Source organism: Acidovorax benzenivorans (assembly GCF_028680575.1).
GTDB classification, from domain to species: domain Bacteria; phylum Pseudomonadota; class Gammaproteobacteria; order Burkholderiales; family Burkholderiaceae_C; genus Acidovorax; species Acidovorax benzenivorans.
Window position 1 is genome coordinate 388,039 of record NZ_JAPCKI010000004.1, and the last position, 23,278, is coordinate 411,316.

General features: G+C 56.0%; 24 protein-coding genes. 14 read left to right on the forward strand and 10 right to left on the reverse strand.

Going from position 1 to position 23,278, the window contains the following annotated elements; all coding sequences use genetic code 11:
* The first annotated feature begins 38 nt into the window (after positions 1 to 38).
* Positions 39 to 527, forward strand: a complete 489-nt coding sequence (locus OIN59_RS09925; RefSeq protein ID WP_274109720.1) for a DUF488 domain-containing protein — start codon at positions 39 to 41, stop codon at positions 525 to 527.
* Here OIN59_RS09925 and OIN59_RS09930 read toward each other — a convergent pair.
* The 3 genes from OIN59_RS09930 to OIN59_RS09940 form a co-directional block, all read right to left on the reverse strand.
* Positions 484 to 1,320 (reverse strand): hypothetical protein, encoded by an 837-nt coding sequence (locus tag OIN59_RS09930; RefSeq protein WP_274109722.1) that lies wholly within the window; start codon positions 1,318 to 1,320, stop codon positions 484 to 486. The genes OIN59_RS09925 and OIN59_RS09930 overlap by 44 nt on opposite strands.
* 135 nt (positions 1,321 to 1,455) lie before the next feature.
* On the reverse strand, positions 1,456 to 2,457 hold the full coding sequence (locus tag OIN59_RS09935) for a site-specific integrase (RefSeq protein WP_274109724.1): 1,002 nt from the start codon (positions 2,455 to 2,457) through the stop codon (positions 1,456 to 1,458).
* Between the two features lie 219 nt (positions 2,458 to 2,676).
* On the reverse strand, positions 2,677 to 2,949 hold the full coding sequence (locus OIN59_RS09940; protein ID WP_274109726.1) for a hypothetical protein: 273 nt from the start codon (positions 2,947 to 2,949) through the stop codon (positions 2,677 to 2,679).
* 210 nt (positions 2,950 to 3,159) lie between these two features.
* Here OIN59_RS09940 and OIN59_RS09945 point away from each other — a divergent pair, with 210 nt between their 5' ends.
* The 9 genes from OIN59_RS09945 to OIN59_RS09985 all read left to right on the forward strand — a co-directional run bounded on the left by OIN59_RS09945 (position 3,160) and on the right by OIN59_RS09985 (position 13,904).
* Complete coding sequence (locus tag OIN59_RS09945; protein WP_274109728.1) at positions 3,160 to 3,369, forward strand: helix-turn-helix domain-containing protein; 210 nt, start codon at positions 3,160 to 3,162, stop codon at positions 3,367 to 3,369.
* A 1-nt stretch (position 3,370) separates the two neighbouring features.
* On the forward strand, positions 3,371 to 5,767 hold the full coding sequence (hsdR, locus tag OIN59_RS09950; RefSeq protein WP_274109907.1) for an EcoAI/FtnUII family type I restriction enzme subunit R: 2,397 nt from the start codon (positions 3,371 to 3,373) through the stop codon (positions 5,765 to 5,767).
* 21 nt (positions 5,768 to 5,788) lie between these two features.
* A complete protein-coding gene (locus OIN59_RS09955; protein ID WP_274109730.1) occupies positions 5,789 to 7,267 on the forward strand; it encodes a type I restriction-modification system subunit M in 1,479 nt (492 codons plus the stop codon).
* Complete coding sequence (locus OIN59_RS09960; RefSeq protein ID WP_274109732.1) at positions 7,264 to 8,958, forward strand: restriction endonuclease subunit S; 1,695 nt, start codon at positions 7,264 to 7,266, stop codon at positions 8,956 to 8,958. Before OIN59_RS09955 ends, OIN59_RS09960 begins: the two co-directional genes overlap by 4 nt.
* A 9-nt stretch (positions 8,959 to 8,967) precedes the next feature.
* Complete coding sequence (locus tag OIN59_RS09965) at positions 8,968 to 10,851, forward strand: ATP-dependent nuclease (protein WP_274109734.1); 1,884 nt, start codon at positions 8,968 to 8,970, stop codon at positions 10,849 to 10,851.
* A 714-nt stretch (positions 10,852 to 11,565) separates the two neighbouring features.
* Entirely contained in the window at positions 11,566 to 12,141 is a 576-nt protein-coding gene (locus tag OIN59_RS09970) for a hypothetical protein (RefSeq protein WP_274109736.1), read from the forward strand.
* 143 nt (positions 12,142 to 12,284) lie between these two features.
* Positions 12,285 to 12,674, forward strand: a complete 390-nt coding sequence (locus OIN59_RS09975) for a type I restriction endonuclease subunit M (RefSeq protein WP_274109738.1) — start codon at positions 12,285 to 12,287, stop codon at positions 12,672 to 12,674.
* Between the two features lie 91 nt (positions 12,675 to 12,765).
* The gene (locus OIN59_RS09980; RefSeq protein ID WP_274109741.1) at positions 12,766 to 13,428 is read left to right on the forward strand and encodes a hypothetical protein; all 663 of its coding nucleotides are present in this window, start codon (positions 12,766 to 12,768) and stop codon (positions 13,426 to 13,428) included.
* On the forward strand, positions 13,425 to 13,904 hold the full coding sequence (locus tag OIN59_RS09985; protein ID WP_274109743.1) for a hypothetical protein: 480 nt from the start codon (positions 13,425 to 13,427) through the stop codon (positions 13,902 to 13,904). The genes OIN59_RS09980 and OIN59_RS09985 overlap by 4 nt, the downstream gene beginning before the upstream one ends.
* Here OIN59_RS09985 and OIN59_RS09990 read toward each other — a convergent pair.
* Positions 13,901 to 14,275, reverse strand: a complete 375-nt coding sequence (locus OIN59_RS09990; protein ID WP_274109745.1) for a helix-turn-helix domain-containing protein — start codon at positions 14,273 to 14,275, stop codon at positions 13,901 to 13,903. The two genes, OIN59_RS09985 and OIN59_RS09990, sit on opposite strands and share 4 nt — an antisense overlap.
* A gap of 88 nt (positions 14,276 to 14,363) precedes the next feature.
* On the opposite strand from OIN59_RS09990, the gene OIN59_RS09995 reads away from it, so the two are divergent.
* Positions 14,364 to 15,410 carry a dienelactone hydrolase family protein gene (locus OIN59_RS09995; protein ID WP_274109748.1) on the forward strand — a complete coding sequence of 349 codons (1,047 nt, stop codon included), beginning with the start codon at positions 14,364 to 14,366 and terminating at the stop codon, positions 15,408 to 15,410.
* The gene (locus OIN59_RS10000; protein ID WP_274109750.1) at positions 15,407 to 16,540 is read left to right on the forward strand and encodes a serine hydrolase domain-containing protein; all 1,134 of its coding nucleotides are present in this window, start codon (positions 15,407 to 15,409) and stop codon (positions 16,538 to 16,540) included. Before OIN59_RS09995 ends, OIN59_RS10000 begins: the two co-directional genes overlap by 4 nt.
* Positions 16,541 to 16,751: 211 nt before the next feature.
* On the opposite strand, the gene OIN59_RS10005 is transcribed toward OIN59_RS10000, so the two are convergent.
* The 6 genes from OIN59_RS10005 to OIN59_RS10030 form a co-directional block, all read right to left on the reverse strand.
* Positions 16,752 to 17,903 carry a phage/plasmid replication domain-containing protein gene (locus OIN59_RS10005; protein ID WP_274109752.1) on the reverse strand — a complete coding sequence of 384 codons (1,152 nt, stop codon included), beginning with the start codon at positions 17,901 to 17,903 and terminating at the stop codon, positions 16,752 to 16,754.
* Between the two features lie 174 nt (positions 17,904 to 18,077).
* The gene (locus OIN59_RS10010; protein ID WP_274109754.1) at positions 18,078 to 19,043 is read right to left on the reverse strand and encodes an AAA family ATPase; all 966 of its coding nucleotides are present in this window, start codon (positions 19,041 to 19,043) and stop codon (positions 18,078 to 18,080) included.
* 58 nt (positions 19,044 to 19,101) lie between these two features.
* The gene (locus OIN59_RS10015) at positions 19,102 to 19,644 is read right to left on the reverse strand and encodes a hypothetical protein (protein ID WP_274109756.1); all 543 of its coding nucleotides are present in this window, start codon (positions 19,642 to 19,644) and stop codon (positions 19,102 to 19,104) included.
* 144 nt (positions 19,645 to 19,788) lie between these two features.
* Positions 19,789 to 20,061 (reverse strand): helix-turn-helix transcriptional regulator, encoded by a 273-nt coding sequence (locus tag OIN59_RS10020; protein WP_274109758.1) that lies wholly within the window; start codon positions 20,059 to 20,061, stop codon positions 19,789 to 19,791.
* Between the two features lie 83 nt (positions 20,062 to 20,144).
* Complete coding sequence (locus OIN59_RS10025) at positions 20,145 to 20,708, reverse strand: hypothetical protein (protein WP_274109760.1); 564 nt, start codon at positions 20,706 to 20,708, stop codon at positions 20,145 to 20,147.
* On the reverse strand, positions 20,692 to 21,945 hold the full coding sequence (locus tag OIN59_RS10030) for a tyrosine-type recombinase/integrase (protein ID WP_274109762.1): 1,254 nt from the start codon (positions 21,943 to 21,945) through the stop codon (positions 20,692 to 20,694). Before OIN59_RS10030 ends, OIN59_RS10025 begins: the two co-directional genes overlap by 17 nt.
* Before the next feature lie 619 nt (positions 21,946 to 22,564).
* On the opposite strand from OIN59_RS10030, the gene OIN59_RS10035 reads away from it, so the two are divergent.
* Both OIN59_RS10035 and OIN59_RS10040 read left to right on the forward strand, forming a co-directional pair.
* Positions 22,565 to 22,750 (forward strand): hypothetical protein, encoded by a 186-nt coding sequence (locus OIN59_RS10035; protein ID WP_274109764.1) that lies wholly within the window; start codon positions 22,565 to 22,567, stop codon positions 22,748 to 22,750.
* Positions 22,751 to 22,896: 146 nt separating this feature from the next.
* Positions 22,897 to 23,274 carry a hypothetical protein gene (locus tag OIN59_RS10040; RefSeq protein WP_274109766.1) on the forward strand — a complete coding sequence of 126 codons (378 nt, stop codon included), beginning with the start codon at positions 22,897 to 22,899 and terminating at the stop codon, positions 23,272 to 23,274.
* Positions 23,275 to 23,278: the final 4 nt, after the last annotated feature.

A 23,278-nucleotide genomic window follows, 5' to 3' on the forward strand; every position in this document is an offset into this window, starting at 1 on the left:
GGATTTTGAGGCATGCGGTTGAGTACACTCTCGCCACCATGAGCAGCCCAACGAACCACCTGTACACCATCGGTTACGAGGGTATGGATATCAGCGCCTTCATCAACAGATTAAGTGATGCAGGTGTTCAGACCATTGTTGATGTTCGTGAACTTCCTCTGTCTCGCAAGAAGGGGTTCTCCAAAACTGCATTCCGTCAAGCGCTTGCCGAGTCCGGTATCGCGTACTTTCATGTGCCGGCACTTGGTTGTCCGAAGGATGTGCGTGACCAATACAAGGTCGATCGTGACTGGGCGGCCTATACCAAATCGTTCCTTGCATACGTGGAAACACAAGACGCAACTGTGCGCGAGTTGGTGAAACTGTCGAAGGCAACCAAGGCCTGCTTGGTATGCTTTGAAGCCGAGTTCACGTTGTGCCACCGCACTTACGTCGCAAGAGCTGCCCGCAAGCTTGGCGGCCCTACAGTTATGCACCTGACGGCTAAAACAGTCCAAGCTGACTCTGGTCTTCGGGCTGTGGCTTAGGCGGGCATATCACGCTGATGATGAGCCATTGGTCGGGAAATCGGTGAATGGTTCCCAAAAGCAGGATTAGGTCTCTCGATGGAAGTTCTCGCTCGTACTTATCTCTGAACGGAGATTCCCACCCCGAAGCTCCATGCTGCTTGCGCAGCCTTCTGTATAGAGCGCCAACCTCCCAATCTACTAGTTTGTGATGGTAGATGAATGATTGGCCCTCGGTCACGCATTCGTAGTGGTAGTAGAAGTCGAAGGGAATCTTCTCCAACAGCGCCACCTGCCTCCGACTCTCCTCTTCTGAGAAGAGGTTGGACTGTTGATCCATCTGGGTCAGCTTAGCTCGCTCCTCCTCTGTCCAATCGGAATTCTTCGTAGGCCGAATTTCCAATCTAACTATCCGTGCCGGTCGCATCATAGCCAAGGTCGCGTTCCCATGTTGGCGAGCTGCCTCTGCAGCAGCAAAATCGGCGTGCACGGGAATTTTCCGCAGGAGTTCCATGCGACGAGGCCACCCCTCTTTGCCGGAGGGCAACGAGTTCGTATCGCACTCAATCTTGTCAATGTAGATGCGGTGACTTTCCGGACGATGGTCATCTCGGGCCTTCTCCAACAGCACAGAAATCCATTGCCACTTGCGAAACTGCTGTTCATCTGCGATGAGCCTGAACGGTACGGGGAATAGTCGAATGAGAATCCCCGCCTCAGTCATGCCTGCAACGCAGGAAGTCTCGGAGTAAGTCGCACTCGGCGAAGGATAGGTTTTGCAGAGAATCAAAACACGCTCGTAGAACGTCGCCATCAAATCCCTCCCGAGTTAATTTCCGGTATGCAGAGGCAATCCCAGCACTCTAATACAGTGGCCTCGCCTCTCACTGGGTCGCGGTGTGTTCAGCTGACATCGCAAGGTCAGTGCCGTACCTGTGAGGCTTTGTCCTCAAAGCAAGCTTGGAATCTTCCTTCGTGCTATTGGGCGGATGTACTTGGCAAGCGTCACGTCAGACTTATGCCCCGTCTGCTCTCGTATCTGCCAAAGCTGAAGGCCCTTTTCCGCCGCGCTTGTGCAATAGCCAGCCCTCAAGCTATGGCCGCTAACTTTCTTCGCGTCACCGCCCACGCGCGCTACCGAAGCCTTCACCACCAGCGCCACCGACTGCGCTGACAATCCCTGCCGCGCAACGCGGTCATGACGGGTGACGGCGCGAAACACGAACCCCTCGTTGATCTCCGAAACTTCCAGCCAATGGCTGAGGGCACGCACCGGACAACGCTCGCCATTGGCGTGCGGGATGAACACCGTGCGGCCCCGCGCTTCTTGATCGGTCTTGCTGGACGGTAAAAAAATCTCCACTCCATTCGACAAGTAGCTCAGATGCTCCACACGCACCGCCACAAGCTCCGATCTGCGCATAGCTGACGCAAAGCCCACGAGCAGCAAGGCTCGATCACGCGCCGTCTTGACCGGCATCTTCTGCAGGTCGATCATCACCAGCGCCGCCAGGAGATCGTCTTTGACCATCGGCTGAACTTGCCTCTGCTTGGTGCCCAGCGTCCGGCGTATGCCCTGCATCACACGCTTCACAGTCTCACTTCGGGCCGGAGATTCCAGATTCTTTTCGAGGTGAGCCTTGTGGATCGCGGTCACCCGTCGCTCCAAGGTTGCTACGGACAACGTTTCCGCGCATCGGGCCAGGTATTCGGCAAGAACCGCTGGGCTGGCCGGAACACTGCCTCCATTGGCAAAAAAATGCTTCAAATCAGAGGCATACGCGCGCTTGGTTGCCGCTGACTGACTGGCCGCTATGAACTGCTCAGCCGTGGCCGAAAAACCGCTCAAAACGCCCTCTGGCTGCGTTCGCGGTGTGCGATTGGATGTGGTGGTGCTGCGAGCAGACAAAGCTGCGCCAGCGCCCTCCTGCGGAGTGCGAATTTTCTTCATATTGAGTCCTATGGACGGGTTGGAAAAACAATAAAAAACGGCCCTCGAGTGGGGCCGTTTTGGTGGTTATCTGGATAGCGCTAACTGCGTCTTATCGCTACCTGAAATGAGAAAAAAACTATGCGCCAACGCCGCGTGAACGTGTGAATCCGTTACACGCCTAAGGCATAGCAAGAAAAATCACACCGGATTAAGGAAAGAAAAATGGTGACCGGAACGTCACACAGCCGATGCCTCACCATTGCGACGAATTTTCTGCAATTTTCTCAGGCTTGCATATGGTGGACAAGAACGAAAAAGAGTCCCAACTGGGATACTGCGCCAGAGCAATGAAGCGTCTTCGGTGCTTCTTGATGGAGGCGGCATTCCGCGCCGCTGCGCGCCATCTCGACGAGCTGGGCCATCGACGTACCAAGACTGGAAAGTGACTTCAGTGCGGCCGCAATTGTCGTCGGCCAACTGCCGCTGAGCCTCGATCTTGTCGAGGATCATCGGCAGAGGTTGTAGGTCGTGTGTCGAGGGCGGTGGGCTGGGTGGACATGGCAGGCTCCGGGTTGATGGATGACGCCACCATTCACGCTATGAGCGGTGAGGAAGTCAAGCCATCACGTGCGCATTTCAAGATGGTCTGCGGCGGGATATTTAGGTAGACTTTCAACGATCTTCATCGACTTTAAATCATATCAACCGAGCGTCAATACCATGAACACTGAACCGTGGGTCACCGCCGAGGAGGTCGCACAGCACTTGGGCGTGGCCAAGGACACTGTTTACCGCTGGCGCGAGCGCAAGGGTCTGCCCGCGCACCGCGTGGGGCGGCTGTGGAAATTCCAGCTCTCTGAGGTCGATGAGTGGGTGCGCGCAGGCGGCGCCGATGACGATCAAGGCCGCGCCAATGGGGAAGCCAACTGATATGGACAAACGCCAGCTCAGTGAACGCGACATCTGCACCAAGTTCATCACCCCTGCCATTGAGCAAGCGGGCTGGGACATTGCTACCCAGGTACGTGAAGAGTTTCCGCTCACCAAGGGGCGCATCATCGTCCGGGGCAAGCTGCACACTCGCGCTAGAAACAAACGCGCCGACTACGTCTTGTTCCACAAGCCCAACATGCCGATTGCGGTCATCGAGGCCAAAGACAATAAACACTCGTTGGGCGATGGCATGCAACAGGGGCTGGGCTATGCCGACATGTTGCAGGTGCCCTTTGTGTTCAGCAGCAATGGCGACGGTTTCCTGTTTCACAATAAGATTGCCAAAGACGGTGTGATCGAGCGTGAATTGGCCCTGCACGAATTGCCGGGCCCTGATGTGCTTTGGCAATGGTGGGCAGAACACCTTGGCTTGAACCCGGCGCAAAGCGAGCTGGTTTCGCAAGACTATTACAGCGACGGCAGCAACAAAACCCCGCGCTACTACCAGCTGCTGGCGATCAACAAGACCATTGAAGCCATCGCTCGCGGTCAGAATCGCCTACTGCTGGTCATGGCCACCGGCACCGGCAAAACCTACACCGCCTTCCAGATCATCTGGCGCCTGTGGAAGTCCAAAGCCAAGAAGCGCATCTTGTTTTTGGCCGACCGCAATATCCTGGTGGATCAGACCATGACCAACGACTTCAAGCCCTTCGGGTCGGCCATGACCAAGATCCAGAAGCGGCAGGCCAACAAGTCATATGAGATTTATCTGTCGCTGTATCAGGCCGTTACCGGCACCGAAGAAGAACGCAACATCTACAAGCAGTTCAGCCGTGATTTCTTCGACCTGATCGTCATCGACGAATGCCATCGCGGCAGCGCGGCAGCCGACTCGGCCTGGCGAGAGATTCTTGAATACTTCTCGTCGGCCACCCAGATCGGTCTGACCGCCACCCCGAAAGAAACCAAAGACGTTTCCAACATCGATTACTTCGGTGAACCGATTTACACCTACTCGCTGCGCCAAGGCATCGACGACGGCTTTCTCGCCCCCTACAAGGTAGTGCGCATCGATCTGGATAAAGACCTCACCGGCTGGCGGCCCGACAAAGGCATGGTCGATAAGCACGGCAATGAGATTGAGGACCGGATTTACAACCAGCGCGATTTTGACAGAAACCTCGTGCTGGAAAAGCGCACCGAACTGGTTGCCAAAAAAATCAGTGATTTCCTGAAGCAAACCAATCGCTTCGATAAAACAATCGTCTTCTGCGACAACATCGATCACGCCGAGCGCATGCGGCGAGCATTGGTCAACGAGAACGCCGACCTCGTCGCGCAGAACAGCAAGTACGTGATGCGCATCACCGGCGATAACGAAGAAGGCAAGGCAGAGCTCGATAACTTCATCTTCCCGGAATCCAAGTACCCCGTTATCGCCACCACCTCAAAGCTGATGACCACCGGTGTGGATGCGCAGACCTGCAAGCTCATTGTCCTCGACCAGCGCATTCAGTCCATGACCGAGTTCAAGCAGATCATCGGTCGCGGCACGCGCATCAATGAGGATTACGACAAGTACTACTTCACCATCATCGATTTCAAGAAGGCAACGGAGCTGTTTGCCGACCCAGACTTTGATGGCGACCCGGTGCAGATTTATGAGCCCAAGGGCGATGACTCGCCGGTGCCACCGGAGGATGGCGAAAGCCCAAAAACCGACGATGGCTTCACCTACCCGCATGCTGAGGAATCGCCGTGGTTGGGCGTGGCCGAACCGCTGCCCGGCGAGGAAGGCAGCAGCATTCGCCGCTATGTGGTCGCCAATGTAGAAGTCAAAGTGGCGTCTGAGCGGGTGCAGTATTTCGATGCCGCTGGCCGCCTGATCACCGAATCGCTGAAAGACTACACGCGCAAGGCACTCGCCAAGGAGTTCAGCTCCCTCGATGATTTCCTGCGGCGCTGGAACGATGCCGAAAAAAAGCAGGCCATCATCGATGAATTGGCCAACGAAGGCGTGTTCTTTGAGGCGCTGGCCGAAGAAATTGGCCGCCAGTCCGGCAAGGAATTCGATCCTTTCGATCTGGTCTGCCACGTAGCCTGGGATCAGCCGCCGCTCACCCGTAAAGAGCGCGCCGAGCAGGTCAAGAAGCGTGACTACTTCACCCGCTATGGCGAACAGGCGCAGCGCGTACTGCAGGCCTTGCTGGACAAATACGCCGATGAAGGCGTCGGACCCATTGAGGAAACCCAGATCCTCACCATTGCCCCTTTCACCAGTTTCGGCACCCCCATGGAGATCATCCGCGCTTTCGGCGGGCTGGATAAATACCACCATGCGGTGCACGAACTCGAACAAGTGCTCTACGGCTCTTCGCCGCTGTGCGCATAACAAACCCTTCGGAACCCCTATATGGCCATCGGCACCCTGATCAAAACCATCCAAGACATCATGCGCAAGGACGTCGGCGTAGATGGCGACGCCCAGCGCATCAGCCAGATTGTCTGGCTGCTGTTCCTGAAAATCTTCGACGACAAAGAGCAGGAATGGCAGCTCACCGTGCCCGGCTACAAGTCGCCGCTGCAAAGCCGTTTCCGCTGGAGCAACTGGGCCAAAGATGCCGAGGGCATCACCGGCGAAGAGTTGATTGACTTCGTCAACAATGAGCTCTTCCCATCGCTGAAAAAACTGGCCACCTCCGCTGGCGTCACACCTCATGGCAAAGTCGTGGGCTCGGTGTTCGAAGATGCCTACAACTACATGAAATCCGGCACCCTGCTGCGGCAGGTCATCAACACCATTGAAGACGATGTCGATTTCAACTCCTCCACCGACCGGCATCTGTTCAACGACATCTACGAAAAAATCCTGGCCGATCTGCAATCGGCGGGCAACGCGGGCGAGTACTACACGCCACGCGCCGTCACTCAGTTCATGGTGGATATTCTCAACCCGCAGTTGGGCGAGAGCGTGCTGGACCCGGCCTGCGGCACCGGCGGCTTTTTGACCTGCACCATCGAACACCTGAAAGCACAAATCAAAACATCGCCCGACCGCCTCACGCTGCAAGACAGCATCCACGGCGTCGAGAAAAAGCCACTGCCCCACATGTTGGCCATGACCAACCTGATGCTGCACGGCATCGATGTGCCCAGCAACATCCGCCACGACAACACCCTGAGCCGCCCGCTCAAGGATTACGGCCCGAAAGACCGTGTGGACATCATTCTCACCAATCCACCTTTTGGTGGTATGGAGGAAGACGGCATCGAGAACAACTTTCCGCGCAAGTACCAGACCCGCGAAACCGCCGATCTGTTTATGGCGCTGATCATGCATCTGCTCAAGCACGACACAGGCCGCGCCGCCGTCGTGCTGCCCGATGGTTTCCTGTTCGGTGAAGGCGCTAAAACCACGCTCAAACGCGAACTGCTCGAAGAGTTCAACCTCCACACCATCGTGCGTCTGCCCAAGGGCGTATTCGCGCCCTACACCAGCATTGCTACCAACGTGCTGTTCTTCGAGAAAGGCAAAGCCACTAAGGACGTCTGGTTCTTTGAGCACCCGTACCCTGAGGGCTACAAGAGCTATTCACGCTCCAAGCCGTTGACCATCGAGGAATTCGACCTCGAAAAAGCTTGGTGGGGTGGCAACGCCCGCAAAGGGCGCAAGACGACAGAGTACGCCTGGAAGGTGTCGGCGGCAGACATAGCGGCACGCAACTACAACTTGGACTGCAAGAACCCCCACTCCGTAGAAGTGAGCCACCGTGATCCCGCCGAGTTGATGGCGGAATATCGGGAAATCAGCCACCAATTGCAATCCGCCCAACAGGCCTTGAAAGCCGAGTTGATGGCCTGCCTCTCAGCAGACCTCCGGAGCAAGACATGAGCCACGCCATCCGCGATGTGCTCGAACAACACTTCGACACCGCCTTTGCTGCCACCGATGGCATCGCCAAGCTGCGCGAGCTGATTTTGACGCTGGCCATGCAAGGCAAGCTGATGGAGCAAGACCCCGCCGATCAGCCAGCCTCGGAACTGCTAAAAGAAATCGAAACCGAAAAACAGCGGCTGGTAAAGGCTGGCAAGATCAAAGCGCCCAAGCCGTTGCCGACTATCAAGCCGGAGGAAGTCCCTTACTCACTACCGCAGGGGTGGTCGTGGGTGAGGGTGAGAGAAATATGCCACGATTGGGGGCAGAAAACTCCGGATAGCAAATTTACTTATATTGATGTTGGAGCCATTGATAATTCATTGGGGAAAATCGGCTCGAATATTCAGATCCTTGGCGCATCCGATGCCCCATCGCGGGCGAGAAAAATCGTTAAGGCTGGGACCGTTATCTATTCGACTGTTCGCCCATATTTGTTGAACATCGCAATTATCGAGAAAGAATACGACCCCGAGCCTATTGCAAGTACAGCATTTGCAATTCTCCACCCATTTGGGTCGTTAAATGCGCGCTTTATATACTATTACCTTCGATCGCCTGCGTTTATTCGTTACGTTGAGGCAACTCAGAAGGGGGTTGCTTATCCTGCCATCAACGATGGCGACTTCTTCTCTGGTCTTTTTCCTCTCCCCCCACTCACCGAGCAACATCGCATCGTCGCCCGCATCGACCAGTTGATGGCGCGCTGCGATACGCTGGAAATGCTGCGCAACGAGCAGGAGGAAAAGCAGCTGGCCGTTCACGCCGCCGCCATCCAGCAACTGCTGGAAGCAGGGGACGCTTTGGCCTGGGACTTTATCGAGCGGCACTTCGACGCGCTCTATACCGTCAAGAAAAACGTCGCCGAACTGCGCAACGCCATCCTTCATTTAGCTATGGCCGGGCGCCTGTCATCGCCTATGGACACAGATAGCCAGGTGGCTTCTCTATTGGACATATTGCAGACCAATCAATCAAAGAATACTTCTTTACGAAAAAGTGAGTACGATAGCATTCATGCAGCTTTGAAGGCCGCAGCCAACGGCGTTGTGCGCAACAGAGTTCTGCTTAGTGCGCGTCTGTTTTGTGAGTTTATTACAAAAGGCACCACTCCATCAGCGAATGAATTGACCGATATTGGAGAAGTTCCATTTTTAAAAGTATATAACATAGTCGGGAATAAGCTCGATTTTAATTACAAGCCAAGTTTTATATCTGTCGATGTGCATCGAAATAAACTTGGACGCTCGATCATTCGACCTAACGACGTCATAATGAATATCGTCGGACCACCACTTGGGAAAGTGGCAATAGTGACAAATCAGTTTCCAGAGTGGAACATGAATCAAGCTTTGGCTGTTTTCCGACCTCTTGGGGGAATATTGAGCAAATACGTTTACTATGCTTTGTCTGCACGCTCGACTTTGAAAACTGTTCTGCGCGAGGTGAAAGGAACCGCTGGGCAGGACAATTTGTCCTTGGAGCAATGTAGGGATTTAATTATTCCCATTCCATCCATTGAGGAGCAATGTAGGATTGTCAGTCGCATCGACCAGCTAATGATCCAATGCGACACGCTCGACCAGCAAATTGATGCCGCCACCAAAAAACAATCGGAACTGCTGGGCGCCGTGATGGCACAGGTATAGGGAAATGCCATGCGCCTGACATCAATCACCATCAGCCAGTACAAGAATTTGCGGGATTTTTCCTTGAATTTCGACGGCAACAGCTTTATCGATGTATTTGTCGGCAAAAATGGCAGCGGAAAATCCAATCTTTTCGAGGCATTAATGGAAATCTTTCGCCATCTTTTTGAGTACGACAAAGAGAAAGGCAACGTTGGTTTCGACTACACCATCAAATACGAAATCGACGGAACGAAAACGGAAATAGCCTGGAAAGCGGACGCATTCACCATTGACGGTAAGGCACGCGCCACACTGGGCAGGACACCTTTGCCAGACAATGTGCTGATGTACTATTCCGGCCATAACACCACCGTGGCCGATTTGATGCAGCGTTACGAGGAAGGTTTTCGTAAGCGCATCAGAGGCGCTAATCTAGATGAGAGCCGCCGCTTTATCGGCGTTGGCCCGGAGTACAAGGCACTGCTGCTATCCGTATTGCTGACGCAGCCAGAGGGCATGAAGGCGCGGCAGTTCGTTTGCCAGAAGCTGGGAATACAAAGTATTGGCGCTGACCTGCAGCTGGTGTTGCAACGACCATCCTTTGCCGCCGGCGCGCTTAAGGCGCTCGACGCGGACGGTATCGAGAACTTCGACCCCCGCACTCACTATTGGGGCGCAGATGGCATCACTCGTGATTTTTTGGGAAAATTAATCACCTGCGTCAAGGGTGAGTTCAATCATGGCAATGTGTTTGATGCGGAGAAAGACCGCTATCAAATCCCTATCAATATCGAATTGTTTCAGCAGCGCTTCACCGATCAGTCGTTATCGGACATCTTTCGCCAGTTCGATAATTTGAAGACCCTAGGCATGCTGGCGGACATATCCATCCCGCTCACGCTGACCAGCGGGCCGAATGCCACCATCGCCCACTTCAGCGATGGTCAGTTCCAGTCGGTATATATATACTCCATCGTCGAACTGTTCAAAGACCGCAATTGCCTGATACTGCTGGATGAGCCGGATGCTTTTCTCCACCCTGAATGGCAGTTCGATTTCTTGCGGCAGGTATTCGATATCACTGATGCGGCAGCGAAAACCAGCCACGTTTTGATGAGCAGCCATAGCGCTGTGACCCTCATTCCACACGACAAGAAAAAGATTAAATTCTTTGATGTCAAGGACAATCTAGCAAATTGCTACGATTTGCCGAAAACAATTGCAATCAAGAAGCTAAGTTCCGACTTGATCAAGTATTCAGAACAGGAACAGTTGCTCAGCATTATTAATGCCGTTCAAATTGAAAAGAAGCCCGTGCTTTTTACGGAAGGCAGTACCGATCCGATCATAATCAAGGAGGCTTGGTATAAGCTCTATGATGAGGAGATGCCCTTCATCCCGTTCTATGCCTTCAGCTGCACTTATATCAATCAGCTGCTGACCGACAACCGAATTCACGGTGAGATGGGCGGATTACCTATTTTCGCCTTGTTCGATTTCGACAAAGCATATGATCAATGGAATGGCCTCAACGGAGATGTGACCGCTAATGATCCGTTCAAAGGCTTGATTAAGAAGTGGGCGCACGGTGAGTCTTATGCGGTAATGCTGCCGGTCCCTGCGCATGCGGATATTCAAAAGCAGGTGATCCGGAACTCGGCAACCGGCGAAACCTTTGGCGGGGATTCATGCTGTGAAATAGAGCATCTGTTTTATGGGCAAGCACCGACAACGGACTACTACCACCTGGAGCCATGCGTTGGTGGCTCCAAGGTTGTTTTCAAATCAGATAGAGATAAGACCGCGTTTGCCAGAGAGGTCGTGCCGACTCTCGATAAATCGTGCTTTGAGCCATTTAAGCCAGTTTTTGAGTTCATCAAATCAAAGTGTGCCGGAGGTGTCCCCGCATGAGCACCAAGCTCCCCATTAGCCTCCATAACTTGCTGCGTTAGTGCATCATCGAGGGCGAGCGCATCGAGTACAAGGCCGGGTCGAGACGCGACCATCCGCGCCAGTGTTCAATGTCCAAGGTGTTCACCAACCTCCGGTGAACGTCCTTCGTCATTTCTGGAATGGCTAAGAACACGCGCGGCAGATTCGCCCAAGCTGCAAATTGCTTAAAATTTAAGTAAATCAAGTGCTATTCTTGGCGTGACCGCTTGGATTGAAAAAGTAAGCCGAGCAAAAAATCAGTGCGTTTAACGGCCATCTGACAGTCAATTTGGTGATTTCATGCTCAATTCACTCAAATTTTTATAATTGTATTCATTTTGGCATATAATTGAATGAATCTTCGCATTTTGAATTTAGTGCAGTCATTGTGCTTTTTGGCCGGTTTTATAGCTCGCTTCACGGTGATTTTCTCGACTCGCAATGCTGCGTTTGCCCCTAGCTGAATATTTTTTCGGCTGAATTACAAGCAATTTATCCCTGCCGTCGCAGCCACCTTGACGACCCGCTGGTCGAGGCGGTCGGAGTGCCCACGTCCGGAGGGAAAAATGACCCACGAAGCCACTTGCAATGCGGCCTTCCGCCGCCACCATGTGTGCAGATTGCTGCATCGAATGGGGGCGCTGCTTCCTCTGTGGCTGAACGGCTCGGACTTTGGTGCGGGAATGCCGTGGATTGGAGCAACTGTGCTGGCGTGAACTTGGCTACCCACAGCAGCCCGTTTTTGAAAGTGACCTGCCGCCGTTTTTGATGGTGGATGTTGATGGTTACTCCGCCAATCTGTCGATGCCAACGGCCCCGGCAGAACTGGCTGCCCGGATGGCTGCATTGGAACCATCGCCACTGTCGGCATCTTCATTCGTTGGCACGAATCTCAGTGCGCTGGCTCGCCTGCTGAACTTCACACCCTTCGAGTGCCAGTGGCTGCTGTGGTCGTACTGCATCCGACGCTTGGGCCGTTCGATCTTGCCAGTCATCCCAATGCGTGACAAAGACCATGGCTGCGACATGTTGGCGCTGTTATGCGAGATGCCGGTTGACGCTGTACGAGATGCCGTGGCATCGCGCCGGTTGCACACCTGGGGCTTGCTGGATGGCGGTGATGCCGATAGTTCGACGCCACCCTTGCTCAGTGGCTGGCTGTTGGCCACCGACCCGTTTGCAGAGTGGATCGAGCAGCCCTATGACTCGCACACTGACCTGTTGATTGCGCTCTGCCAAGCGCATGTTTCGTTAATGGCGTCTCGCTGAGGTCTCGTCTCTCGTCGGCTGCTTTTCTGCGGCCGAACTGATTTCTCTCACCCGTGTTTTCTATCCGGTACCTGTTTGCGGAGGTCTACGCGCGCCCGTTTGTTTTTACCGTTTTGTTTCGTTCCCCACCCAAGGAGATTTTCATGACCACAACACCCACGTCCACAACCAATGCAGCGGCTCCTGCACCGCCCCCACCAACGATCATCTATTCCAACACCGCCCGGTTCCCGCTGGGCCAGATCGTGGCCACGCCCGGAGCTTTGGAGTTGCTTCAAGAAACCGGCTTCAGCGCTGCCGCACTGATCAGCCGCCACGTGCATGGTGACTGGGGCGATCTGTGTGAAGAAGACCGCGCAGAAAGCGAGTTTGCCGTGACCCGACGCCTGCGGATTCTGAGTTGCTACCGGCTGGTGGACGCTGCGCGGCTGGCTGCAACACCGACCGACAAGCGGTCGTCATTACCCACCCTCTGGATCATCACGGAAGCCGACCGCAGTGTGACCACGCTACTGCTCCCATCGGATTATTGAAATGCCCAAGGCAATCTCATTGAGCCGATCGGCGGTGTCCTATCGGTTCCAGCGCGTGTACCCCGGAATCCAAACCGGACACGCTCTGACCGTGAAGACCAAACGACAAGAACCAGTCCGGTTCTTCATGCAGCAATCCGATCTTGACGGAGCCTGCGGGGTGCATATTGCAGCGATGATTTTGGCGATACACGATCTTGCCAAGCCGTCTGCTCTGCATGAGATGAGCCACAGAAAATCAGGAATTTCTGCGCTCGTTTGGCAGGCGTTTCAGCACACATATTTTGCTGGTGTTCACCCCGAAGAGTGGGTGGAATTGATGGATGGTCTCAACCTGCCTCTGGCGTTGACAGCCAAGTACGGCGTGCAAGACAACGCTGACAGTCACGCCCTTGAATGGCTGATGCGTGGCGGCGATCTGGTGGCGCTGGCATTTGCGTCGGTCAAACACGCCAGAACCAAGCACTGGGCACTGGCGGTTGGGGTGGAGGGTGCCGCGGTTGGCAAAGTGCTTTCTCCGGACTCAATGCTCTTGATCGACCCCAGCGCCAGCGAGCCCAGTTTTTCACCCTTCAACGCTCGGCTGCGCTTGCCGCAGACAGGTCCTGGTCGGCGAGCCGCACCGAATTGGCTCAAGCCCTCGGAAGAGGAAAAGCGTAAGCCCGTGCATTGGCTATACGAGGCTGCCGAGTGGAATGCCGAAGAAGTTCGCTTGCTCGCCGCGATTCGGGTACAGCTGAGGTTGACAGCATGAAGCGCGCGCTGATGCGGCGCCAGGTTCTCAAGATCGTCGCTGGCATGGCGTTGTCGCCATCGTCACTGCTTGCGGCATCGAGCCAAGCCACAACGGTTCAGCAGACCTTGGCAGCGCTGCTGGAGGCAACGGAAGAAGGTTCCATACTGCAGATCAACCTGGAAGAATTGCGCGACGCGCTGAATCTCTGTGGTCGCTTTCCCGTGAGTCTTACGGTGACAGCCCATGGCGCGGACAAGGCCCTTGATGCTTATTGCTACGCATTGACATGCATGCCGAACCGCAAGGTGCCCGCCGCAGTGGTTGTGTGTAGCGGGTACGGCAAGGGCTTTCAACTTAGCCATTGCGCGGAGGTCTTCAAGGTGGCCCGGCAAGCCGTGGATGAATCGACATACTTGGTATTTGGCGCGCGGTTCGATCCCACGCTAGGGGATGCCATGAGCGTTACTTGGCTGGCTGGCGCACCAGATGCCTAGCGCAATGGTGAGCGGCGAGTTCCCTGCGGTCGATCAGCCCCGGTCTTGGCCAACGACGCCTCATTGATCCGGCGTTTCACGGACGTGCGGCGAAGCTCCTTTGGCAGTCGGGCCTCGAAGCCAGCCATCAAGTCAGTCATGGTCATGCCGAGGGACTTTGCCAGCGAGTCCAGCACCAGCAGCGTAGGGGCAGAGAGGCCCCTCTCCAAGAGCGACACGTAAGTGCGATCCATGGAGGCATCGAAGGCCAATTCGGCCTGCGATTTGTCGCAGTCCTTGCGAACAGTTTTCAAGTATTCACCAAACGCCACGGCCAAAGGATGCCGGTCAGCAGTGACCTTCTTCTTGACGGTGGTTGATGTAGATTCCATTGAGGCAAAAATGCCTCAATGACGACTTAAATACGACAGAGTAAATTCTTCATTGTGAGAAACTTCGGATTCAAAAGAGGGAACTGGGATGAGAACCAATCTGAACAAAACCGTGCAAGGCTGGCTTGCTATGGCATGCGCGCTGAATGCGAATTTTGCTGTTGCAGCGCCGCTTGCTGACCTAAGTGGCGGCCAATCCGGCCGCATTGAATTCACCTCGTCCACGCCCGATCACCGATGGGCGCTGATCCGTGGTCGCTTGGGTCCCGAGGTCACCGTCTTCGGCGATCTGCTGATGCCGAATCCGCGGTCGGACGGCAAGGTGCCAGCGGTGGTGTTCTCGCACGGCAGCGAAGGCGTCAGCAGTGTGTACTTCGATGTTTGGGCCAAGGCTCTGAACAACGCGGGCTATGCCGTGTTCGTCGTGGACAGTTTCAAGCCACGCGGCGAGGACCGCGTGACCGGCCCCACCAAGCAGTTGACCTGGAACACCATGGCGAACACCACGGATGCCCTGAATGCGCTCAAGCTGCTGGCAACCCATCCACAGATAGATAGCAGCCGCATTTTCCACATGGGCTGGTCGCGTGGCGGGCAAGCCTTGCTGGATGCGGCATGGCCGACGTACCAGCAGCATGTGCTTCCCGCCAACGTGAAATGGGCTGGCGGCGTGGCGGTCTACCCCGGATGCAATATGCGCTACCGGGTGGATCAGCACAGCAAGCTACCGGCTCCGATTCTGATGGTGCTGGGCGAGAAAGACGACATGACCCCCGCCAAGCCCTGCATGGAGTTGGCCGACGAGTATGCGGCGGCAGGCCATCCGGTCAGCTACAAGGTCTATGCCGGTGCCACACATGTCTTTGACCGGCTCAACCAGCCCTGGAAGAAGTACAACGAGGGCAACTTCAATCTCTGCTCGATGGACGTGCGCATGCCCTATGGCGCCAACGACCGCAGCAGTTGGGGGCCGGCGCTCGACAAAGTCTCGGGGAAGACGTTCACCGACGACAAGGAGTGGAACGCCTACATGCCGAAGTGCAAGCAGACCTCCTGGATCACGGTGGAGAGCAACGACAAGGCCCGCGAGCAAGCCGTGAAAGACGTTCTGGCATTTCTGGAAGGCATCCAATGAAGCGCGCCACCAAACACTCCCTGCGGCTGCTGGCGACCGCTGCACTAGTCTTCTGCGCTCAGGCCATGGCGCAAGTCACTCCGGTGGCTGATGGCGGTGCCGCAGCGCCGGACGAATGGCTGCTGGCCAAGACCGGGCCGCGCTGGTTTCAAATCACGCAGCCGAGCCCGAATCCGAGCACGCTCAGCACCCGCGCGCCATCGGCTGGAGAAAAGGCCCTCGTGGACCGCGCTCGCGCCCTCGTCGGCCAACGGCCCGCCAAGGCCTTTGCGCTGATGGATGGCAACACCATCGTGTACTCCGCGTTCAACGCCCCGGCCGACTCCGAATCCCTGTTCTTCGGCATGTCCATGGGCAAGACGGTCACGGCCATGGCAACGGGACAAGCCATCTGCGCGGGCAAGCTCACGCTGCAGTCCAAGGCCGGAGACGTGCTGCCGGAACTTCAGGGCAAAGCCCTGGGCAATGCCACGGTGCACGATCTGCTGCGCATGGCATCGGGTGCAGCAGAGCAAAACGGCGACAGCACCATCTGGACGCCAGAGCAGACCAAAGACTGGAACCAGGGCCTTCTGAACCTCGCAGAGTTGATTGCCACGGATCGCATCTCCAAGGCGGCGCGCGGTGCGTTCTCGGAGTACAAGCCCGGCGAGGTGTTCGCGTACAAATCCACGGACCCCATGACACTCGGTCTCATGGTCAGCCGCGCGACTGGCATGCCGCTGAGTCAGTGGATTCAAGAGCAGGTGCTCAACCCGATGGGCGCCGCGCATCCGGGGCTGTACTCTCAGGACCGCGCCAAGAACGGACTCGGGGACTCCGGCATGCGGCTGCGCATGGAAGACTGGATGCGCTTCGCTGTGTGGGTCAAGGAGTCGTCCAAGAAATCGGACTGCTTCGGTGGCTTCGTGAAAGCTGCGATGGCCAAGCAGATCGGCAACGACCGCAACCCTGCGGCTCGCAAGCATGGACGGATGTTCGGGGGCTATGGCTACCTTATGTGGACGGAAAACACCACGGCACCTGGCACGGCATGGGCCACTGGGTGGGGTGGTCAGCGTATCGGCTGGACCTACGGCAACGACCGGATGGTGGTCGTATTCTCCAGCAGAGAGGCGTGGATACCGTAGGTGTATGAGCTCGCGCGAGACTGGGGAAAAGCGGCTCACTGAAATACCGATAGCAATCGGTACTGAGCTTCGGCAAGATGAACTTATGCAGCAATTCCGGTGACTGGAACGGTGGTAACGAGCACCAGTAACAGTACGGAGGTTTGACTGCTAGGGCCTACCGGAACGGCACTGCGAGCAATTTCAATCATGCTCGAAGTGCCTACCCTCGTCAGTAGTTCTTGAACATACGATGCTGAGGTGCGGGGCGGAGCCAGGCCGCCTCGTTTTGAGTTTTGACCTCCCACGCACTGCGCGCCACTGGGTCATACATAAAGCCGTTTTCCACTGCCCACTCAGGTGGCTCGACTATCGACGCCGGGTTAGTGAGATCGGACCATTTGATCGCGCCTTCGGGCAAAGGGCGCACAGACAGATCAATGCCATACAACGCCAAAATCTGTTTGCGGCGACGGAAATACGCCGACTCACTGGTGCAGAAATTCAGGGGGTCGCGGCCATCGAGCCAAAGCGCAATAAGGGTGCGATGCCCAAGACTCGCATTCTCCAAAAGCAGTTCACGCTGGTCGAGGGGCGGCATGTCTTGCAGAGGTATCTTTTGAACTGCGTTGATGTGCAGTTCCCGGGCCGATCCCGGCAGCCAGAGTGAGCCTCGGTTGAGCGGGCGATCCTTGCTGTTCACGCTGCGCATGTGGCGGGTTTCGATGCGCACAATGTTGGCAAGGTGTTCTTCCATCATCTGGTCGAAATCTATGCCGATCCCGATGCGCTGGAAGTCGGCTGGCATGTTGCCCAGCAGGGCGAATTTGTGCCGGCATAGACGATCCAAAAAGTAGTTGTACTTGTCATAAACCGCCACGCTCAGGTCGCGCGAATCAGGCCACAAGCGAATGCCGATACCTCTCTCCATGGGAACTGCCCGCAACGACGAATCAGCATGACGACGGATGTTGTCACAGAGCTTCGGAATCAGCCCTCGCGGGAGTCGATAGTGCTCAGCAACATGAGCCTCGTGAACTTCGTATTCACCGCTCGAAAGTGCTGCAAAAACCGATGCCGGGCAGTCGATTCCCAAAGTCTGAAACACCAGCAAGACCGATGCTTTGGCCACAGCTTGTAAGTCGTTGGAGCCCATGCCGTTGTGGCCCTGAATCCACTTCGCCGGTGAGCCGCTGAAACGCATGCGCGGCTGCTTGCCACGGGTCTCCACCTGTACAGTGAAGTCTGGGGCGCCACTGGCAGAACGTACTTTGACTTCGGTGAGCGAGTGTGTTGCAGCTCCGCTGGGCTGAAGAGTAGTGACAGGTTTGCCAATTTCTGGAAAGTCGTCACCGTCGATGGTTATGTTGATGAAGTCGATCATGGTGATGTGTGCATGGTGGTCTGCAGTTCTTCATTTCTGAGCAGTACAGACCACCTATCCAATAGTGACAGTGATCTCCATAGCTCTACTTGGCGATGGCACCGCGCACGGATGCTTTGACGTGGTCGTGCATGGGTGCGCAGCGGTGCATTCGCTAGTGGATGCACATGTGCATCACTTCGTTTTGAGCCAGCGGCCGACCGTCGTGCGATCAACACCCAGCTCGTCGGCAATGGCGACCTGCGACATGCCCTTGGCCTTCATCGCATGGGCTTTTTCGATGCGCGGGTCCTGGTGCATGCCTGTTTTGTGGTGCCAGGACACTTCGCCGTTCTCACCTTGGAGAAGCGTCGCCGCGATAGGCTGGACCTCGGTGTTTGCCAGGTGGCGGGATTTCTCCCAGACCAGGTTGAAACGCAGGGCGCCATCACCGGCAACGTCGTCCACCGGCTTGAGGGCCACCGACCAGTCTAGGGCATCCTCATGGCTGCTGCTGCCACGCTGCTTGCCCGTCTTGCCGGTATGGTGGATCACGATCACCGTGCGGCCAGCGCGTTTGTGACCGAGCATCCAGCGCATCATGGGCGCCCAGGCCTCAGCGGTTTCGCGGCCGTCACCGCTCCAGGCTGAGTAGTTGTCGATAAAGATGACATCCCATTCCGTTCCGATCATCTGGTCAATGGCACGCTGACCTTCTACCGTGTTGATCGAGGGCAGCAGATCGGTAAAGGCTTCAGGAGTGAAGAGTTCTAGATTGTCGGGAGGGTCCACTTTGAAGCTGTCGCACAGAGACAGGATGCGCTGGCGCAGGGTGAAAAGGTCCATCTCGCCATCAAGGTAGATGACGCGACGAGCGCGACGTGATTTGCGGCCGAGGAAGGAGATGCAGGCGCTGATGCAGATGGCCAGACTCAGCGCCACCCAGGTCTTACCGCGACCGCGCGGTCCGAACAGCATGCCGGTCTGGTTGGATTGGATGAGACGGCCCCAGTGGTTCTTGCGGCGTGGCACTTCGAGGTGCACGAACTTGGCTGCGGAGATCAAATGCATTTCGCTGCGAGGGCGAAACAGCCCGTCGCTTGGCTCCGGCATTGGGGTGCGGGGGCGCGCCACCTTCGCTGATTGAGAGGTTGTTTTCATGATTGGTTGGAAGCCACGGCTGCGACTGCAGCCGTGAGACTTGAGATGTGTTCGGTATTTACAGCGACGGTGTTGCTTCGTGAGAAACCGCCAGTACGGGCTGAGCAACGCGCGGGCTGCAGGTGATATGGACCTCGCGGGTGATCTTGCCCTCGCGCTTACCGCAAGTGCCGGTGACTACGATCTCTTGGTCGTTGTCGGTGACGTGGCGGTACGTGTTTGCCTGTGCGTTCAGGTACGTCGCGCCCTTCAACTTGCCGCGCGTGCACGTGGAAAGGATGGTCTCGGAATACTGAGCACCAAACTTGTCCAGAAGGAACGCTGGCGTGAGATAGCAGCGGCTCAGTGCAGCCTTGGCTTCGGCTGTGATGTAGACGTGTGCGAGATCAAAGATTTGGATGTGGAGGCGGAACTCAGGCTGGTCGATTGAGAGCTTCGAGCGCTTGTGAATCGACAAGGTCTTGTCTGCAATCAGCGCTTGAAGGTCAACCTGATCCAAGAGATCAGCAACTGTGCCGTCAGAGAGTTTGGCATCGGTGGCCACAACAGGCTGCTGCGTTTCCAAGTCCTGGGCTTGAGGAGATACAGAAGAAATGGGCATGAGTAGTCCTTTGCCACCAGCCGAAGCTGTGGCACTTTCAATAAAAAGTAAGGGAGGTGCGCCGTCTAAAGGGCGGTAAGCAGGGACAATGACCGGGACAAGGACATGGTCGGCCTGCGAAGAGCGTTGGCAGATTGCGTGGTGCTACCGCAGCGCCTTGCGTTGCTCGGTCTTGGCGTCGCGCTCAGCGATGCGCTGCTCCAGCCAAGCTTCAACCTCGTCAGCTACGAAGCCCACGCAGCGGGCGCCAATCTTGATGGGTTTGACAAAGAGATTTTCAGCAACCATGTTGTCGAGGGTGCCGTGGCTAATGTCGAGCATCTCGCATACCGCTGCCTTGCGGTGAATGCGGCGGTTTTTGGGTCTGCCTTTGGCCGCAATCGGGCCAAAAATCACGCTGCCAATGTCTGGGTTCATTTACGCTCCTTTGCGAAAAATTGAACCCCGATGATGATTTTCCGCCGCCAATACGGAAAGTGCTCTGCTTAGCTGAATGCCAACTATTTGCTGGTTTCTTTTCCGAGGCCTGCCAGCCACTTTCGTACCGTCCCCGCTTCGGGTAGCTTCTCGGTGGGCTTCCCCTCGCGTTCAAGCACCACGTTCTCAGCGGTCTTCTTGTCCAGCCACTGATCCGCGAACGCGGATGCCGACCTCTTGCTGGTGTCCCTATGCCAAGCTTGTTGAACCTGAGCTTTGAGAGGGCCGTACCCACTCGCTTTTACCTTGCCACCTTTGCTAGTCTGACTGTGATGCTGAAGCTTCGATTTTCCGGTGAGCATCACCATTGCAATGAGTTCTGCTGACGGAGGATGTTGTCGCAGATGAGCCAGGAGGTCTTCAATCTCTCCGGTGTCACAGAGGCTCCACAACTCGTTTGCGGCGCCCTCGTTTTCCAGAAGCTTCAAGATTGTTGGTCGAGCGATGGCTATCGTACGAAAGCGAACGAGATAGTCAGAAAAATCGGTTGGAACAACGAAGGTGCGTTCTGCGAGGGCGCTGTCTGCCGACTCGGCCCTACGCCGGAACTCTTGCCGATCAAAAGGAGGCTTAGGCTTTCTCTTCATTCGTGGTCTCGCCTGCGTCGGCGGTTTGTGCCAGGTATGCTGCCCACTCGTCCATCAGCTTGCGCCGTTTTTCGACCATGTCGGATCGGTGATAGGCCCGGACGTATGCGTCTCCGACCACGTGGGAAAGGGCGACTTCAAGCATTTCGTGCTCGTAATGCGCAATTTCCGCACCCCAGGTCCGGAAGCTCGCGCGGAACCCATGCATGGTGAAGTCGTACCCCATCCGCCGCAGCAACTGCGTGAAAGTCATGTCGCTCAGCGCGTGACCTTGGAGGTTCCTGAAGATCAAGCCGGAATGAGGCGTATCGGACTTTCTGAGCTTCGCGGCCGCTTGAAGGACGCGCACTGCTGCATCTGACAGTGGAACCGTGTGCTCGCGGCCTGCTTTCATCCGTTCTTTCGGGATGGTCCAGCAGCGTGCATCCATGTCGATTTCCTCCCAGACTGCATTCCGCACCTCCCCCGATCTTGCGGCTGTGAGGACGATGAAAGCAAACGCCAGCTTCACCACGTCCCCAGAAGTGCTGCGAGACACTGCTAGGAGTAGCGCTCCTACTTCGGAGTACGGACAGGCCGCGTGGTGCTCTACCACCCGCTGCTTCGAGTTTTTTGGAAGAGATTTCTTGAGTTGGTCCCAGGCTTCGCTATCGAGGCCATCGCAGTACCCCATGGCCGCACCATGGTTGATGACGGTACGAATGCGCTGGAGAACCCGTGACGCTGTTTCCGCCTTTTCTTTCCAGATGGGCAGCAGAGCCGCGCGCATGTGCTCTCTTGTCACCTCGCCCACCGGCAGGTCGCCGAACTTAGGAAAGGCATACGTGGACAAGGTGTTGATCCACTGCGCGGCATGCTTGGCGTTTTTCCAGTCGTCCTTGTTGGTTTCGTGGTACTCCTTCGCGCAATCGGAGAAGGTGATGCCCCTGCGTTTGGCCTCCAGTTGGGACGTCTGAAGCTTTGCTTTTTCTTCCCGGCGGTACTCGATAGGGTCGTGACCGTCAGCAAGGATTTGCCTGTACCGGCGTGTGCGCTCTCTCGCCTCCGCCAAACTGAAATCATCCAGAGAGCCCATTCCCATCTCTCTGGTCTTCTTGTTCAGGGTGTAGCGAAATATCCACGACCGCGATCCAGAGGCGCTAACTTGTAGGTAAAGTCCGTGGCCATCCAAGTAGTAGCCGGGCGGCTTATCTTTGGCTCTTACAGCGGGGTCGGTTAGCAATTTTTGCTTGGTCACCGTACAATCTTACCCCCATTTTATTTTTTGCTCAAACAATCTCTTTGAGTCGAAATGAGGTTGTAGAAAGACGCCGGAATGGCGTAAACACTTGGCTTCTGAGCCACTCTAGTAGTTCTTGAGGTTCTTTGGCGGTTTTTCCATACAGACGCCCTCTCCGCCACATATCAACCCAGGTGATTTCGGTCACCTGGGTTTTTTGTTGTTTGGCTGCTTTTTGTACGTCAGTGCGCCACGGCTGCGCGCTGAACATCGCCGACTGGGCGCTCTGCTCGGTGTGTCGTCGATGAACTCTCCCTAAGAATCTATTCAATGTCTTTTCGGGGATCGCATTGGAGTGCACTCAGGATGAGTGGATGCTTCGGATGCGCCGCGTGGGCTCGTGCCCATACAAGCAGCCAGGGCGCAAAAGCTCCCCTCACCGGAGCGCGGCGCCACGAAGGTTTCCGGCAGGTTTGTAAAGGCAACAGGCCGTAACAGTTGCCCATGGAGCCCTGGTATGGCACTTGTCTTACACACGGAACTGCGGCACTTTGTTGAAATCCTAGCCAGTAGCCATTGAGGTTGCGCTGGGAGGTCATTGCGACCCCTCACCCTTTTTGCTGAAAAGGACTTCACCATGAAACGCCATTCCTTACCGCCGGGAGCGCGCGCGTTGATAGCGTTCATCGGGACCGTGGTGCTGGCAGTGCTGGCAGCGGTGTCGTCATTGATGCCGGACGTGGCCGTGCAGTCTGTGGATTCGATGTCGCACGGGCTCACGGGGCTGGATCAGATTTTGTCTTCCAGCTTTCTGGACCGCTGAGCAGTGATGTGCGCCAAATTGATGGGTGATGCGCTGCAGCGCGTGCAGGGCCAAACAGCAACACATTAGCAAAAAGCATAGCATCAGAGTACCATTCGACGCTGCACACCGGGTTTTTCGGTGGCATTCTGGAATGGAGGACGATCGTGACCACACGTTTTCGCATCTCTGCAAACCGTTTCTTCTGGATTTTTCACCCCAAGTCCTGGGGTTCGATGGTATTGCTAGCCACCGTGGTGGGCTGCTCCAGCCCCCGTGACAACGCCCTGGATGAGTTCTCGCGCTGGTACGACGGTGCCAGGGCCCAGGCCCAGGCAGGCGCCATGAGCTGGAGCGAGCTGTACAAGCAAAGCTTCGACCGCCTGACCGCCCTGCCGCCCTCGTTGCAACAGGACACCCGACTCGAAAACACCGTGCTGCTGCTGTCCGTAGCACGCAAGCTGGAGTCCAACGAAATCAGCCCCCAGCAATTCGCCATGGAGCGTGACGACATCGAGACCCAGTTGCAAGCGCGCCTGCGCTGATGAA

Bases quoted from the DNA above. Each gene is read 5' to 3' on its own strand.
- OIN59_RS09925 (WP_274109720.1), top strand. From the start codon at position 39: ATGAGCAGCCCAACGAACCACCTGTACACCATCGGTTACGAGGGTATG.
- OIN59_RS09930 (WP_274109722.1), bottom strand. From the start codon at position 1,320: ATGGCGACGTTCTACGAGCGTGTTTTGATTCTCTGCAAAACCTATCCT.
- OIN59_RS09935 (WP_274109724.1), bottom strand. From the start codon at position 2,457: ATGAAGAAAATTCGCACTCCGCAGGAGGGCGCTGGCGCAGCTTTGTCT.
- OIN59_RS09940 (WP_274109726.1), bottom strand. From the start codon at position 2,949: ATGATCCTCGACAAGATCGAGGCTCAGCGGCAGTTGGCCGACGACAAT.
- OIN59_RS09945 (WP_274109728.1), top strand. From the start codon at position 3,160: ATGAACACTGAACCGTGGGTCACCGCCGAGGAGGTCGCACAGCACTTG.
- hsdR (WP_274109907.1), top strand. From the start codon at position 3,371: ATGGACAAACGCCAGCTCAGTGAACGCGACATCTGCACCAAGTTCATC.
- OIN59_RS09955 (WP_274109730.1), top strand. From the start codon at position 5,789: ATGGCCATCGGCACCCTGATCAAAACCATCCAAGACATCATGCGCAAG.
- OIN59_RS09960 (WP_274109732.1), top strand. From the start codon at position 7,264: ATGAGCCACGCCATCCGCGATGTGCTCGAACAACACTTCGACACCGCC.
- OIN59_RS09965 (WP_274109734.1), top strand. From the start codon at position 8,968: ATGCGCCTGACATCAATCACCATCAGCCAGTACAAGAATTTGCGGGAT.
- OIN59_RS09975 (WP_274109738.1), top strand. From the start codon at position 12,285: ATGACCACAACACCCACGTCCACAACCAATGCAGCGGCTCCTGCACCG.
- OIN59_RS09985 (WP_274109743.1), top strand. From the start codon at position 13,425: ATGAAGCGCGCGCTGATGCGGCGCCAGGTTCTCAAGATCGTCGCTGGC.
- OIN59_RS09990 (WP_274109745.1), bottom strand. From the start codon at position 14,275: ATGGAATCTACATCAACCACCGTCAAGAAGAAGGTCACTGCTGACCGG.
- OIN59_RS09995 (WP_274109748.1), top strand. From the start codon at position 14,364: ATGAGAACCAATCTGAACAAAACCGTGCAAGGCTGGCTTGCTATGGCA.
- OIN59_RS10000 (WP_274109750.1), top strand. From the start codon at position 15,407: ATGAAGCGCGCCACCAAACACTCCCTGCGGCTGCTGGCGACCGCTGCA.
- OIN59_RS10005 (WP_274109752.1), bottom strand. From the start codon at position 17,903: ATGATCGACTTCATCAACATAACCATCGACGGTGACGACTTTCCAGAA.
- OIN59_RS10010 (WP_274109754.1), bottom strand. From the start codon at position 19,043: ATGAAAACAACCTCTCAATCAGCGAAGGTGGCGCGCCCCCGCACCCCA.
- OIN59_RS10015 (WP_274109756.1), bottom strand. From the start codon at position 19,644: ATGCCCATTTCTTCTGTATCTCCTCAAGCCCAGGACTTGGAAACGCAG.
- OIN59_RS10020 (WP_274109758.1), bottom strand. From the start codon at position 20,061: ATGAACCCAGACATTGGCAGCGTGATTTTTGGCCCGATTGCGGCCAAA.
- OIN59_RS10025 (WP_274109760.1), bottom strand. From the start codon at position 20,708: ATGAAGAGAAAGCCTAAGCCTCCTTTTGATCGGCAAGAGTTCCGGCGT.
- OIN59_RS10035 (WP_274109764.1), top strand. From the start codon at position 22,565: ATGAAACGCCATTCCTTACCGCCGGGAGCGCGCGCGTTGATAGCGTTC.